A 13,602-nucleotide genomic window follows, 5' to 3' on the forward strand; every position below is an offset into this window, starting at 1 on the left:
ATCACCTTCAACGCCGCATAGCCTCGTGCTGAGCGCGGTGGTCAGCCCACCGTGGCGTCGAGCCAGTCCAACGTGACCGCGTTCGACAGGGTCAGATTCCCGAGTTGGCAGTGTGTATCGGCGCCTTCGGCGCCGGTGAACATCCGCCTCGTCACCGGACCGGATGCCTGGTCGGCGAATACCTCGTACTGCCGCAGAGGCTCGCCTCCCTCCCCCGATCCCACCAACGCCAAAGCGGGACACGCGATCAAGGCGGGGTCGACGGTGAACTGTCGCAGATACTCGAAGGTGCCGAGGAATGTCGTCTGGCCGAATCGCCGGATCAGCGACCGCGACATCTCCTTGATGGTCGGGGGCATCTCCTCATCGGGGATCTCGTCGATGTCGTCGAGACTGAAATCCTCCTCGGGGGTGAACACCTCAGCGGGGTCCCCACCCATCCCGGCGACAAACGACACCATGTAGGCACGCAGATCGATCACCGGCGAATTGGCCACCAGCGCACGCACCCGGGTGTCGTGCGCGGCAGCTCTCGTCGCGAAGTAACCACCGAAACTGATGCCCAGCAGGGCCAATCGGTCCGGGTCGACGCCGGGACGTTCGATGATCTGGTCGAGCCACGCCGAGACCCAGGACTCGGTGTCGGGCACGAAATGCGTCGCGGGCTCGGTGCGGGCAGTGTCCATCTGGCCGGGGCCACAGATCTGCAGCACCCGCCAGCCGCGCTGCAGTGCCGACAACCCGATCTGAAAGTAGGTTTCCTCGAGGGTGCCGTCGAACCCGCTCGTGGCGACCAGCGTCGGTCCCGCTGGTGCGGCACCCGGCGGGACGAACCAGTACCCCGGCAGGCGTTGGCCACGCCAGGACAGCCACATCTCCTCCACCCCCACCGGCCCCAGTGCGGCCAGGAATGCGGCCCGGCTCGCGAGACCCAGCTCGACATGGCGATCGGCGCCGAAGGGCGAAAAGTACTCGGCTGCACGGAAACTGTTCGAGGCGTGCAGATAACGTTCCCGGGCGCTGAGGTGATGGCCGGCTGACGCCCGCTGATCGGCATCAGCGCGTTGCCGCTCGGCGAGCGCCGCGAACTCCTCGGACCACGCCTGCGGTCCGGCTTCTCGAATACGTGCCGCCACCGCCAGCGTTTCGCCGATCGAGGCGCCGCCATAGCAGGCGGACCCCAGCTGGCGCAGGAGTTGGAAATCGAGCTCAGGATCGTCGAAGCCGGTGACACGCGTACTGCTGCGAACGGTGGTATCGGTCACGCGATCTCCTCCCGCGGAAACTATTCGCCGGTGCCCCGCACCGCCTGGGCGGCCGCCCGAATCTGAGGTGTCACCAGCATCACCTGGCCCAGCACGCCGTTGATGAAGCCGGGTGACTCATCGGTCGAGAGTTGTTTTGCCAGTTCGACCGCCTCGTCGACCGCGACGGGCTCGGGCACATCCACGCCGTGGAGCAGCTCCCACACCGCCACGCGCAGAATGGCGCGGTCGACGGCGGGCAGCCGGTCCAGCGTCCACCCCTGCAGGTGCGTCGCGATGAGGTCGTCGATGTGGGCGGCATGCTCGGTCACGCCCCGGGCGACGGTCACCGTGTAGGGATTCAACAGCGCCACGTCGGCCTGATGGTGGGACAGCGCATTACGGGCGTCGGCCACTTCGGCCGCGGTGATGCCGCGGGCTTCGGCCTCGAACAGCAGATCGACGGCCCGCTTACGGGCCTGGTGCCGCCCGCGATCACCCCTGCGGTCAGCCATCCCGTCGCTCCGCTACGCTCCGCTCGCCCAGGTCAGCCATCCCGTCGCTTCGCTTCGCTCCGCTCGCCCAGGTGTCAGGCATTGACCCTTCCCAGGTAGCTGCCGTCGCGCGAATCCACCTTCAGCTTGTCACCGGTGTTGATGAACAACGGAACCTGGATCTCGGCACCGGTCTCGACGGTCGCCGGCTTGGTTCCCGCGCTGGACCGGTCACCCTGCAGCCCCGGCTCGGTGTGGGTGACCTCCAGCTCGACCGTCACCGGCAGTTCCAGGTACAGCGGCGCACCGTCGTGGAACGCGATCTGCACCGGCATGCTCTCCAGCAGGAAGTCGGCCAGACGGCCGACGAGTGAATCCGGCAACGGATGCTGCTCGAAATCCTCGGAATCCATGAACACGAAGTCCGAGCCGTCCCGGTAGAGGAAGGTGGCATCGCGGCGGTCCACGGTTGCGGTCTCGACCTTCACCCCCGCGTTGTAGGTCTTGTCGACGACCTTGCCGGACAGCACGTTCTTCAGCTTGGTCCGCACGAAGGCCGGGCCCTTGCCGGGCTTGACGTGCTGGAACTCGACGATCTGCCACAGTTGGCCGTCGATCTGCAGGACGAGCCCGTTCTTGAAGTCGGCGGTCGTTGCCACGGTGGGTTGTACTCCTAGCTTCTAGAGGACGACCAGGTCCTTGGAAAACCTGGTGAGTAGTTCGGGGCTGTCTCCGGTGACCGCCAGCGTGTCCTCGATGCGGACTCCACCACGGTCGGGCAGGTAGACACCGGGCTCGACGGTCACCGCGGAGCCAGCAAGCAGTGTACCGGCGGCCGCCCCGTTGATTCCCGGCGCTTCGTGGATCTGCAGACCCACGCCGTGACCGAGGCCGTGGCCGAAGTTCTCGGCGTATCCCGCCTCGGCGATGACCTGGCGCGATGCGGCGTCGACATCCTTGAGCGCCACCCCCGGGGCCAGAGCTTCCCGGCCGGCGCGCTGAGCGGTGGCCACCAACTCGTAGATGTCGCGCTGCCAGTCGGCGATCGGTGACAACACGAACGTGCGGGTCATGTCCGAGTGGTAGCCGGCAACCAGAGCACCGAAGTCGATCTTGACGAAGTCACCGGCAGCCAGCACAGAATCGGTGGGCCGGTGATGGGGAACGGCGGAATTCGCTCCCGACGCGACGATCGTCTCGAACGACGCGCCGTCGGCACCGTGCACCAGCATCAGCGCCTCGAGGTCGTTGCGGACCTCCTTCTCGCTGCGGCCCGGACGCAACCCGCCTTTTTGCACCAGGTCCGTCAGCGCGGCATCGGCGGCCTCACAGGCCAGCCGCAGCAACGCCAGCTCGCCGGAATCCTTCACCTCGCGCAGCCCTTCGACGGTGCCGGCCGCCCGGACCAGTTCGCAGCGCTCCCCTGCCTCGCGCGTGAACGTGGCGAACGCGTCGACGGTCACCACGTGGCTTTCGAAGCCGAGTCGGCGCACTCCCATGGCAGCGGCCCGCCCGACCAGATGCGGGTTGCAGGCACGCTCGATCACCACCTCGGCGTCAGGTGCCTGATGCGCGGCCTGGGTGCGGTAGCGGCCGTCGGTGGCCAGCACCGGCGTTTCGTGTTCGGCGAGCACCAGCAGGGCCGCGTTGGAGCCGGTGAATCCGGACAGATAACGCACGTTGATCAGGTCCGATACCAGCATGGCATCAAGTTCGGCGTCCACCAGACGTTGCCGTAACCGGTCACGGCGCTGGGAAATCGTCACAGCGCACGACGCTACTCGCTAAGGTGAGGCCCCATGAGCAAGTGGCTGCTGCGCGGACTGATGTTCGCCGCCCTGATGGTGATCGTCCGGTTACTCCAGGGAGCGATGATCAACGTGTGGGAGACCCGGGCGACGATGATCAGCGCGATCCTGGTCGCCGCGTACGCGGTTGTCGCCCTGCTGTGGGGTTACGTCGACGGCCGCTCGGACGCCAAGAAGAACCCCGACCCGGAACGCCGGGCCGACCTGGCGATGACGTGGCTGTTGGCCGGTCTGTTCGCCGGTGTGGTCAGCGGAGCGGTGGCCTGGTTCATCGGGCTGTTCTACAACAACCTCTACGTCGAGGGCCTGCTCAACGAGCTGACCACCTTCGCGGCGTTCACCGCGCTGCTGGTCTTCCTCAGCGCGATCGTCGGGGTGGGCCTGGGTCACTGGCTCGTCGACCGCAAGGCGCCGCCGATGGAACGTCGCCGCGAGGACGACGACCGGGCCGACACCGATGTGTTCGCCGCGGTGCGCGATGACCGCGACGACAACCACACCACCGCGCAGAGTGGCGCGGAGGCCGAGCCGCACACCTCCCCGATCGCGGTGGCCGAGGACGATCAGACCAGGCGCGACAACTGAGCTGACCAGCTACCCGCGAGCCACCTCGGCATACGCCGCCGCCAGCAGCGACGGGTCCGGCCCCTCCAGCCGGCCGGGTTTGGCCAACCCGTCGAGCACCACGAAGCGCAGCACCCCGGCCCGGGTCTTCTTGTCCCCGAGCATCGCCTCGAGCAGCTGCGGCAGCGCGTCGGCGTCGTAGGTCACCGGAAGCCCCAACGCCTCCAGGATCGAACGGTGCCGCTGGGCGGTCTCGTCGTCGAGTCTGCCGGCCAGTCTGCCCAGTTCGGCAGCGAACACCAGCCCTACCGCCACGGCGGCGCCATGGCGCCACTGGTAGCGCTCACGACGCTCGATGGCGTGTGCCAGCGTGTGCCCGTAGTTGAGGATCTCCCGGAGCTGCGACTCCTTCTCGTCCGCGGCGACCACGTCGGCCTTCACCGCGACGGCACGCCGGATCAGCTCCGGCAGCACCGCGCCGGTCGGGTCGAGGGCCGCATCGGGATCGGCCTCGATCATGTCCAGGATCACCGGGTCGGCGATGAAACCGGCCTTCACGACCTCGGCCATGCCGGCGATGATCTCGTTGTGCGGCAGCGTCTCCAGCGTGGCCAGGTCGATCAGCACGGCAGCCGGCTGATGGAATGCCCCCACGAGGTTCTTGCCCGCGTCGGTGTTGATACCGGTCTTGCCGCCCACCGCGGCGTCGACCATGCCCAGCAGCGTGGTCGGGATGTGCACGATGTCGACTCCGCGCAGCCACGTCGCAGCGGCGAACCCGGCCACGTCGGTCGCGGCTCCGCCGCCGAGGCTGACCACGGCGTCCTTGCGGCCCAGTCCGATGCGGCCGAGTACCTCCCAGATGAAACCGACCACGGGCAGCTCCTTGCCCGCTTCGGCGTCGGGGATCTCGATGCGGTGCGCGTCGATGCCCCTCTCGGCGAGGTGGGCACGGATCGCCTCGGCGGTCTGCGCGAGGACGGGCTGGTGCAGGATCGCCACTTTGTGCCGGCCCTCCAGGATGCGGGCCAGGTCGCCGAGCAGACCGGTACCGATGATCACCGGGTAAGGCGGGTCGGTGCGGACGTCCACCGTCACCGGTTCCGTCACGGGCTGTCCTTTCGTGAGCAGGAGGAGGAGGAGCCGCGGCCCTTCTTGGCGGCCACCGCGGCCGGACTGGGCGGCGCTTCGGTGGACGGGGCGGCGGTCAGCGACCACGGAGCGCGGCGCCACGCCGGGCGCCGACGGCGCCGGTCCGTCCGCGACGCGGAATTCTCCAGGCGGTTCACGATGTGACGCACGACGGCACCGGGATTGCGGTGGTTGGTGTTCACCCGCATCGTGGCCACCTGCCGATACAACGGAACCCGTTGGCTCATCAGTGCTTTGAACTTCTCCCCGCGGTCGCCGCCGGCCAGCAAGGGGCGCACCGTCGAGCCACCGGTGCGGCGCACCCCCTCCGCCGCGTTGATCTCGAGGTAGACCACCGTGTGACCGGCCAGCGCTTCGCGGACCCCCGGGGTGGTGACGGCCCCGCCGCCGAGCGACAGGATCCCGTCGTGGTTGGCCAGCGCATCGCGGATCACGCATTCCTCGATGCGGCGAAACTCCGCCTCACCGTCGGTGCCGAAGATGTCGGCGATCGTGCGGCCGGTGGCTTTCTCGATGGCGGCGTCGGTGTCGAGCATCTCCAGACCGAGCGTCTTGGCCAAGCGCCGCCCGATCGTGGACTTGCCCGAACCGGGCAGGCCGACCAGCACGGCTTTCGGAGCCATCAGCCCGAGGCCCGCGCCGCATCGGCGCCGGCAGGCTCACGGGCGGCCACGGAGCGCAGGTAGCTGTCGATGTTGGCCCGGGTCTCGCTGAGCGAGTCACCACCGAACTTCTCCAGCGCGGCGCGTGCCAGCACCAGGGCAACCATCGTCTCGACGACGACGCCGGCGGCGGGCACCGCACAGACGTCGGAACGTTGATGGATCGCGACGGCCTCCTCGCCGGTGGACATGTCCACCGTCGCCAAGGCGCGTGGCACCGTCGAGATGGGCTTCATCGCGGCGCGCACCCGCACCGGTTGGCCGTTGGTCATGCCGCCCTCGAGACCGCCGGCGCGGTTGGTCGAGCGGGTGACGCCGTCGGAGCCGGGATAGATCTCGTCGTGGGCGACGCTGCCTCGCCGGCGTGCCGTCTCGAATCCGTCGCCGATCTCGACACCTTTGATGGCCTGGATGCCCATGACCGCTCCGGCCAGCTGACTGTCGAGGCGGTTGTCGCCACTGGTGAAAGAACCCAGTCCGACCGGGAGTCCGTGCGCGACGACCTCGACCACACCGCCGAGCGTGTCGCCGTCCCGCTTGGCGGCTTCGATCTCGGCGATCATTCGTTCCTCGGCGGCCTTGTCGAAGGCCCGCACCGGGCTGGCGTCAACCGCCGCGAGATCCGCGGCCCGCGGCGGTGGGCCGTCATAGGGGTCGGACGCGCCGATGGAGATGACGTGCGACACCACCTCGACCCCCAGCGCCTCACGCAGGAACGCCCGGGCAACGGTGCCGGCAGCCACCCGGGCGGCCGTCTCGCGGGCGCTGGCGCGCTCGAGAACCGGGCGGGCGTCGTCGAAGCCGTACTTCAGCATGCCCGCATAGTCGGCATGACCGGGGCGGGGGCGGGTCAGCGGCGCATTACGGGCCGCGCTGTCGGCCAGCAGCGTCGGATCCACCGGGTCCGGCGCCATCACCGACTCCCACTTCGGCCACTCGGTGTTGCCGATCTCGATCGCGATCGGGCCACCGAGGGTCACGCCGTGCCGGACACCGGCGAGCATCGTGACCTGGTCCTGTTCGAATTTCATCCGGGCACCACGGCCGTAGCCGAGTCGACGGCGGGCCAGCTGGTCCGCGATCTCGTCGGAGGTCACATGAACGCCGGCGACCATGCCTTCGACCATGGCCACCAACGCACGGCCGTGGGATTCGCCTGCAGTCGTCCATCGCAACACGTGTCCCATTTTCGCACGACGACCACACCGGACCCACGCGCGGATCAGAGCACGCGATACACCCGGTAGTCGACGCGATCCGGAAGAAGGGCGTTGTAGGCAACGGCGGTGACCCCGGTGAGCCATTCGTAGCGCTCGTCGGACGTCTCGAAGCGGGGGGTCGTCCGTACATAGGTCTGCGCGAACGGCAACGCCTCGCCGTCGGCGAGCCGTGCCAGGCCGTCGGACGGCACTGCGATGACGCCGCGCGCCTCGAGATGGATCAACACCCCGTCGTGGGTCGCGATGGTCGCGCGTACGTCGGCGCGGCCGATACCGTCCGCACCGAGGGTCACCCAGTCACCGCCCCCGGGCCGCAGCACACCGCGCAGCCGGGGACCATCGACCGCCCCGCCGGTGGTGACGAAAGTCATCCTGGTTCCGACTGGGGTGGGGATGAACTGAACGGGTTCCAGGTCGACCCGCATGTCGAACAGATGCTCGACCGGCAGGGCCGAGAGGAGTGGCAGCCCGTCGGCCACGATCTGAGTATAGTCAGACATACTTAGATGATGCGCTCGGCCACCGGGAGTGGCAAGTACCTCAGGGCAACACGAGCCAGAGCACCGCGGCCGCGCTGATACACATCGAAACACCGTGGGGCACTGTCGCGTCCGAACGTGTCGCGAGCAGCACCGCCGCCCAGCCCATGGTCAGTGCCGCAGCCAAGAGCGCGGCGAGCGCCCACGCGTCGGGACCGAGGGCTCCGGTCGACGCACCCACCCCGATGGCCAGCTTGACGTCTCCGGCGCCCATCGCAGCCGGCGCGATCAGATGCACGGCGGCGTACGCCGCGAACAGTGCGGCAGCCCCGAGCGTCGCACCCCTCCCGTAGCCGGCGATCGCCGCGCCGGCGAGGACGATCGCGGCACCGGGAAGGGTGAGCACGTTGGGCAGTCGCCGCTGCCGGATGTCGAACGCGCTCAACGTGATCAGCCACGCAGACAGGGCGAGGGCAACCAGCACTCCCCCGGTCGACCCCATCCGCTCAGGCTAAGTCACACGCCGGGCGGTGCGACGCACCTTTTCCCGGCCGGGCACCGGTCCAGCTCGGCGTCCCCCGCCGGCCGCCGGTCAGTCCGGCGTCCCCGCCGGCCACCGGTCAGTCCGGCGCGCGTAAGGCCGCCCGCATGGCATCGCGGGGGGCCACACACCCGGTGAACTGCTCGACCTGACTGAAGGCCTGGTTCAGCAGCATCTCCAGCCCGCTGACCACCCCACCTCCCCGCGCCGCCACTTCAGCCGCGAGCGGGGTGGGCCACGGGTCGTAGATCGCGTCGAGAAGCCACGGCGTCGCCGACAGGATCGGCGCGTAACGCGCCACCGCGTCCGCGGGCACCGTGTTCACCACGACATCGACGCCGGCCACCTCGTCGGCCAGACGTGCGCCGGTGACATCGCAGAACCGCGCCTCCACGCCGCATCGGCGCGCCAGGTCGACCAACGGCGCGGCCTTCTCCGCGTTGCGGGCGGTCACGGTGATCCGTCGGGCGCCGAGCTCGAGAAGGCCGACCACCACCGCCGGGGCCGTTCCGCCGGAGCCGACCACCATGCACCGCTCAGCGGTCCGCACTCCGGCCAGCGCGCCACGCACCCCGTCGACGTCGGTGTTGTCGGCACGCCACCCACCCGAGAAGCGGACCAGCGTGTTGGCCGATCCCACCAGCTGGGCCCGCTCGGTGGCCTCGCTGGCGAACCGCAACGCCGCGAACTTGCCCGGCATGGTCACCGACACCCCGACCCACTCCGGGCCGAACCCGCCCACCACGGCAGGCAGCTGCTCACCCGTGCACTCGATGCGGTCATATGTCCAGTCGTCGAGGCCCAGCGCCCGGTAGGCCGCCAGGTGCAACTGCGGGGACCGCGAGTGGGCGATCGGAGAACCGAGCACCGCGGCCCGCCGGGCGCCGCCGGGGCCGCTCATCGGTGCGGTCGGCTCGTCATCGACAACTGCTCGCGCGGCGGCGTGGTGGGGCGCAACGGCTCATCGCGCCGAATCGAGCACACCGTTTCGCCTCGCCAGCTCGATGTTGGCCAGGTGCTGCTCGTACTCGCGGGTGAACAGCGTGGTGCCCTGCATGTCGATCGTCACGAAGTACAGCCAGTCTCCCGGCGCGGGCGCCTCGGCGGCAGCCAGTGCCGGCAGGCCCGGCGAACAGATCGGGGTGGCCGGCAGGCCGGGGCGCAGGTAGGTGTTCCACGGCGTCTCCTGCGAGCGGTCCCCGTCGGTAGTGGCCACCTCGATGCGGTCCAGCGCGTAGTTCACCGTGGAATCGAACTCCAACGTGCGCTGCTCCGCCAGCCGGTTGTAGATCACCCTGGCCACCTTGGCGAAGTCCTCCGGGGTGGACTCGCGCTGAACCAGCGAGGCGACGGTCAGCACCTGGTAAGGGGTCATGTTGAGCGACGTCGCCGTGTTGAGCAGGCCGTTCTGCTCGTACACCTCGCTGCCGGCGGCGATCAGCGCGCCGAGCATGTCCCGGGGCTGAGCCGACGGGTCGACGTTCCACGTGCCCGGGGCGATGAGACCCTCCAGTCGCCGGTGGTCGGGGCCCATCGCCAGCACGGGTGCTACCGCCCACTGGGGCACCGCGAGCGCCTCGGGCGGCAGCGCGGCAGCGGCGTTGCGCAGGTCGTCGACCGACACGCAGCGACGTTCGCCATCGAGATCCACACACGACGCATCGGCGATCAGTGTCAGGATTCCGTCGGTCACGGCGTTCGTCTTGACGTCGCGCACGTCGTCGAGTTGGCGGCCTTCCGGGATCACCAGCCTGCCCACCCGGTTCGCGGGATCGGCGAGGCGCTCGACCGCATCGGCGGCCGGGATCTCGGTGCGGACCTTGTAGAAGCCGGGCTGGATTGCCGAGATGGCGGAGTTGCCGTCGGCGGCCGTGACGAACGCCGACACCGTCGCGACCACGTTGCTGTCGCGCAGAGTCTGGGCGATCACCGTCGTGGAGTCGCCTTCGTGAACCTGGATGACGACGTCGTTGACGCCGTCACCGGCGTAGTCGTCGGCCGAGCCGCCGAACAGAGAGTGCCAGAGCTGCGAACCCAGGAACACCGCACCGATGGCGACCACGATCAGCACGCCCACCGCGAGCACCGCGGCGGTCCGGCGCCTGCGCCGGTAGCGGGCGGCCCGGGCACGCTCTCGGCGGGTCATCCGGTTTCGCGGCGGTCCCACCGCCAGCGGTTCGGCGCGGTCGCTGGCCCAATCGTCAGTCATCGGTGACCTCTCCGTGCGCGGCTGCTGCCGCTCGCCTCTGGTCCAGCCAGTTCTGCAGAATCCCCACTGCCGCCGCCTGATCGATCACCGAGCGCTGACCGCGGGCGCGGACCCCAGCTTCACGCAATGATCGTTGCGCAGTCAACGTGGTGAACCGTTCGTCGGCCATCCACACCGGCACCGGCGCGATGCGGCCGGACAGCTCATCGGCCACCTCGATCGCGTCCCGGGCCGAGGAGCCCGCTCGATCGGCCAGCGTGCGGGGCAGCCCGACGATGACCTCGACGACCTGATATTCGTCGACTAGCGCGGCCAGCCGGCGCAGATGAGCCCCCGAACGCCGATCCCGCCGCACCGTCTCCACCGGGGTGGCCAGGACCGCGCCCGGATCGCTGACCGCGACACCGATGCGGACGGTGCCGACGTCGACGCCGAGGCGGCGCCCCGGTCCAGGGTCAGGGCAGTGCGGATCACCCGGCCGGTCAGGCACCCGGTCAGGGTCGTTCGTCGCGGCCACCCCTGCTAGCCCCGGCCGATCTCCGCGCGTACCGCCGCCAATGCTGCGTCGATACCCGCCGCCCCCTTACCGGATCCCTGTGCCAGATCTGCTTTCCCCCCACCGCGGCCGTTGACCGCGGCCCCGAGCTGTTTGACCAGATCGTCGGCCCGCAACCCGAGGTCCTGGGCGGCCGGATTCACCGCCACCACGTACGGCACCGCGTCGTTGTCGCCCTCGGCGATGAGCGCGACGACCGCCGGCCCGCTACCGAGCTTGCCGCGGATGTCGCCCACCAACGACCTCAGGTCACCGCCGGACATGCCACCGGCCATGCGCTGGGCCACGACACGGACCTCACCGATCTGCTCGGCACCCGCTGCCGCGTTGCCCGCCGCAGCGCGCGCGTTCGCCATCCGCAGCCGGTCGAGTTCCTTCTCGGCGGCGCGCAGCCGTTCGACGAGCGTGGCGACGCGGCCGGGCACCTCCTCGGAGGGCACCTTCAGCGACGAAGCCAATCCGGCCATCAGCGCGCGCTCCTTGGCCAGATGGCGGAAGGAATCCATCCCCACGTACGCCTCGACCCGGCGCACGCCCGAACCCACCGACGATTCGCCGAGGATGGTCACGGGCCCGATCTGCGCCGAGCTGCCCACGTGGGTACCGCCGCAGAGCTCCAGCGAGAAGGGTCCGCCGATCTCGACGACCCGCACCTCGTCGGGGTAGGCCTCGCCGAAGAGCGCCATCGCGCCCATCGCCTTGGCTCGCTCGAGTTCGGTGGTGAAGCTGTGCACCTCGTAATCGGCCTCGACCGCCTCGTTGGTGACCTGCTCGATGTCCGTGCGCTGGTCCTCGGTCAGCGCGCCCTGCCAGTTGAAGTCGAAGCGCAGATAACCTGGGCGGTTGAGCGAGCCGGCCTGAACTGCGTTGGGACCCAACACCTGACGCAGCGCGGCGTGCACCATGTGGGTGCCCGAGTGGCCTTGGGTGGCGCCGTGGCGCCAGCGCGGATCGACGGCGGCGACGATGGTGTCCCCCTCGACGAACTCGCCGGATTCCACCACGACGCGGTGCGCCCACAATGTCTTGGCGATCTTCTGCACGTCGGTCACCGCGGCCTTGGCGGTCCCGGAGGAACCGGTGCCTGAAATGGTCCCCTCGTCGGCGATCTGGCCGCCGGACTCGGCGTAGAACGGGCTGCGGTCGATCACCAGCTCCACCCGCTCGCCGGCGCCGTCGCGGCCCGTATGAGCCACCACCGGCACCCGCTTGCCATCCACGAAGATGCCGAGAATCGTTGCCTCGGTAGTCAATTCGTCGAACCCGGTGAACTCGGTGGGGGCGGTGTCGACGAGTTCGCGGTACGCCGACAGGTCGGTGTGGGCCTGTTTGCGGGCCGCGGCGTCGGCCTTGGCGCGGCGGCGCTGCTCAGCCATCAGGCTGCGGAAGCCCTCCTCGTCGACGCTCAGGTCGGCCTCGGCCGCCATCTCGAGGGTCAGTTCGATCGGGAAGCCGTAGGTGTCGTGCAACGTGAAGGCGTCACTGCCGGAAAGCTTGTCCGCCCCGGAGGCCTTCGTGCTGCGGGCCGCCTCGTCGAACAGTCGCGAACCGGAGGCCAGAGTGCGGTTGAACGCGGTTTCCTCCGCGACGGCGATGCGCTGGATCCGGTCGAAGTCGCTGACGAGTTCCGGATACGACGGGCCCATCGCGTCGCGCACGGTGACCATCAGGTCTGCCATGACGGGCTGATCGACACCGAGCAGTTTGGCCGCCCGGATGATGCGCCGCAGCAGGCGACGCAGCACGTATCCGCGGCCCTCGTTGCCGGGGCTGACGCCGTCGCCGATGATGATCGCCGCGGTACGGGTGTGGTCGGCGATGATCCGGTAGCGGACGTCGTCATCGTGATTTCCCTGGCCGTACCCGCGCGGGGCGATACCTGCCACCAGATCGATGACGGGGCGCAGCAGGTCGGTTTCGTAGACGTTGTCGACACCCTGCAGCAGGCAGGCCACCCGCTCGACCCCCATGCCGGTGTCGATGTTCTGCCGGGGCAGCGGGCCGAGGATCTCGAAGTCGGTCTTCGACGTGCCCTCCCCGCGCTCGTTCTGCATGAACACGAGGTTCCAGATCTCGATGTAGCGGTCCTCGTTGGCCTCCGGACCACCCTCGATGCCGTAGTCGGGGCCCCGGTCGTAATAGATCTCCGACGACGGACCGCACGGGCCGGGAATGCCCATCGACCAGTAGTTGTCGGCCATCCCGCGGCGCTGGATCCGTTCGGCGGGCAGACCGGCGATGTCGCGCCACAGCTGCGCGGCCTCATCGTCGTCGAGATACACGGTGGCCCACAACCGCTCGGGGTCGAATCCGTAGCCACCCTGCTCGACCGGGTTCGTCAGCAGCGTCCACGCCAGTTCGATCGCCCCGGCCTTGAAGTAGTCGCCGAACGAGAAGTTACCGGCCATCTGGAAGAACGTGTTGTGCCGCGTGGTGATGCCGACCTCGTCGATGTCCGGGGTCCGGATGCACTTCTGCACGCTGGTGGCCCGGGCCCACGGCGGGGTGCGCTGCCCGAGGAAGTACGGCACGAACTGGACCATGCCGGCGTTGACGAACAGCAGGTTGGGATCGTCGAGGATCACCGAAGCACTGGGCACCTCGGTGTGGCCCGCCTGCACGAAATGATCGAGGAAACGCTTCCTGATCTCGTGTGTCTGCACGTCCTGCCGT

The 13,602-nt window shown here is 69.2% G+C and carries 13 protein-coding genes and 1 pseudogene; 1 reads left to right on the forward strand and 13 read right to left on the reverse strand.

Going from position 1 to position 13,602, the window contains the following annotated elements:
- Positions 1-41 precede the first annotated feature (41 nt).
- The 4 genes from J3476_RS10530 to J3476_RS10545 form a co-directional block, all read right to left on the reverse strand.
- Positions 42-1,265, reverse strand: coding sequence for a S9 family peptidase (locus J3476_RS10530; RefSeq protein ID WP_207066441.1), 1,224 nt, complete (start codon positions 1,263-1,265; stop codon positions 42-44).
- A 20-nt stretch (positions 1,266-1,285) separates the two neighbouring features.
- Positions 1,286-1,759, reverse strand: a complete 474-nt coding sequence (gene nusB, locus J3476_RS10535) for a transcription antitermination factor NusB (protein ID WP_152516996.1) — start codon at positions 1,757-1,759, stop codon at positions 1,286-1,288.
- A gap of 74 nt (positions 1,760-1,833) precedes the next feature.
- A complete protein-coding gene (gene efp / locus J3476_RS10540; RefSeq protein WP_152516995.1) occupies positions 1,834-2,397 on the reverse strand; it encodes an elongation factor P in 564 nt (187 codons plus the stop codon).
- A 21-nt stretch (positions 2,398-2,418) separates the two neighbouring features.
- Entirely contained in the window at positions 2,419-3,504 is a 1,086-nt protein-coding gene (locus J3476_RS10545; RefSeq protein ID WP_207066442.1) for a Xaa-Pro peptidase family protein, read from the reverse strand.
- A gap of 33 nt (positions 3,505-3,537) precedes the next feature.
- Here J3476_RS10545 and J3476_RS10550 point away from each other — a divergent pair, with 33 nt between their 5' ends.
- On the forward strand, positions 3,538-4,131 hold the full coding sequence (locus tag J3476_RS10550) for a B-4DMT family transporter (protein ID WP_207066443.1): 594 nt from the start codon (positions 3,538-3,540) through the stop codon (positions 4,129-4,131).
- 9 nt (positions 4,132-4,140) lie between these two features.
- Here J3476_RS10550 and aroB read toward each other — a convergent pair whose 3' ends face one another.
- The 9 genes and pseudogenes from aroB to alaS all read right to left on the reverse strand — a co-directional run bounded on the left by aroB (position 4,141) and on the right by alaS (position 13,592).
- Positions 4,141-5,220, reverse strand: a complete 1,080-nt coding sequence (gene aroB, locus J3476_RS10555; protein ID WP_207066444.1) for a 3-dehydroquinate synthase — start codon at positions 5,218-5,220, stop codon at positions 4,141-4,143.
- A gap of 164 nt (positions 5,221-5,384) precedes the next feature.
- A pseudogene (locus J3476_RS10560) lies at positions 5,385-5,885 on the reverse strand (shikimate kinase); the annotation flags it as partial.
- Positions 5,885-7,102 (reverse strand): chorismate synthase, encoded by a 1,218-nt coding sequence (gene aroC, locus J3476_RS10565; protein WP_207066446.1) that lies wholly within the window; start codon positions 7,100-7,102, stop codon positions 5,885-5,887. The gene aroC and the pseudogene J3476_RS10560, both read right to left, overlap by 1 nt.
- Before the next feature lie 44 nt (positions 7,103-7,146).
- Positions 7,147-7,644 (reverse strand): DUF3237 domain-containing protein, encoded by a 498-nt coding sequence (locus tag J3476_RS10570; RefSeq protein ID WP_207066447.1) that lies wholly within the window; start codon positions 7,642-7,644, stop codon positions 7,147-7,149.
- 40 nt (positions 7,645-7,684) lie between these two features.
- Entirely contained in the window at positions 7,685-8,125 is a 441-nt protein-coding gene (locus J3476_RS10575; protein WP_207066448.1) for an A24 family peptidase, read from the reverse strand.
- Positions 8,126-8,243: 118 nt separating this feature from the next.
- Positions 8,244-9,065 carry a shikimate dehydrogenase gene (locus J3476_RS10580; RefSeq protein WP_207066449.1) on the reverse strand — a complete coding sequence of 274 codons (822 nt, stop codon included), beginning with the start codon at positions 9,063-9,065 and terminating at the stop codon, positions 8,244-8,246.
- 60 nt (positions 9,066-9,125) lie between these two features.
- Positions 9,126-10,373 carry an endolytic transglycosylase MltG gene (gene mltG, locus J3476_RS10585; RefSeq protein ID WP_207066450.1) on the reverse strand — a complete coding sequence of 416 codons (1,248 nt, stop codon included), beginning with the start codon at positions 10,371-10,373 and terminating at the stop codon, positions 9,126-9,128.
- The gene (gene ruvX, locus J3476_RS10590) at positions 10,366-10,863 is read right to left on the reverse strand and encodes a Holliday junction resolvase RuvX (protein WP_373889048.1); all 498 of its coding nucleotides are present in this window, start codon (positions 10,861-10,863) and stop codon (positions 10,366-10,368) included. The genes mltG and ruvX overlap by 8 nt, the downstream gene beginning before the upstream one ends.
- 32 nt (positions 10,864-10,895) lie before the next feature.
- Positions 10,896-13,592: an alanine--tRNA ligase gene (gene alaS / locus J3476_RS10595; protein ID WP_207066452.1), complete on the reverse strand. Its 2,697-nt coding sequence runs from the start codon at positions 13,590-13,592 to the stop codon at positions 10,896-10,898.
- Positions 13,593-13,602 lie beyond the last annotated feature (10 nt).

Origin of the sequence: Mycobacterium sp. PO1, from assembly GCF_017312405.1 — a bacterium.
In the GTDB taxonomy this organism is placed as follows: domain Bacteria; phylum Actinomycetota; class Actinomycetes; order Mycobacteriales; family Mycobacteriaceae; genus Mycobacterium.

Coding starts and splice junctions, on each gene's coding strand:
- J3476_RS10580 (WP_207066449.1), bottom strand. CDS start 9,065: ATGAGCGGCCCCGGCGGCGCCCGGCGGGCCGCGGTGCTCGGTTCTCCG.
- J3476_RS10550 (WP_207066443.1), top strand. CDS start 3,538: ATGAGCAAGTGGCTGCTGCGCGGACTGATGTTCGCCGCCCTGATGGTG.
- mltG (WP_207066450.1), bottom strand. CDS start 10,373: ATGACTGACGATTGGGCCAGCGACCGCGCCGAACCGCTGGCGGTGGGA.
- J3476_RS10575 (WP_207066448.1), bottom strand. CDS start 8,125: ATGGGGTCGACCGGGGGAGTGCTGGTTGCCCTCGCCCTGTCTGCGTGG.
- nusB (WP_152516996.1), bottom strand. CDS start 1,759: ATGGCTGACCGCAGGGGTGATCGCGGGCGGCACCAGGCCCGTAAGCGG.
- J3476_RS10570 (WP_207066447.1), bottom strand. CDS start 7,644: ATGTCTGACTATACTCAGATCGTGGCCGACGGGCTGCCACTCCTCTCG.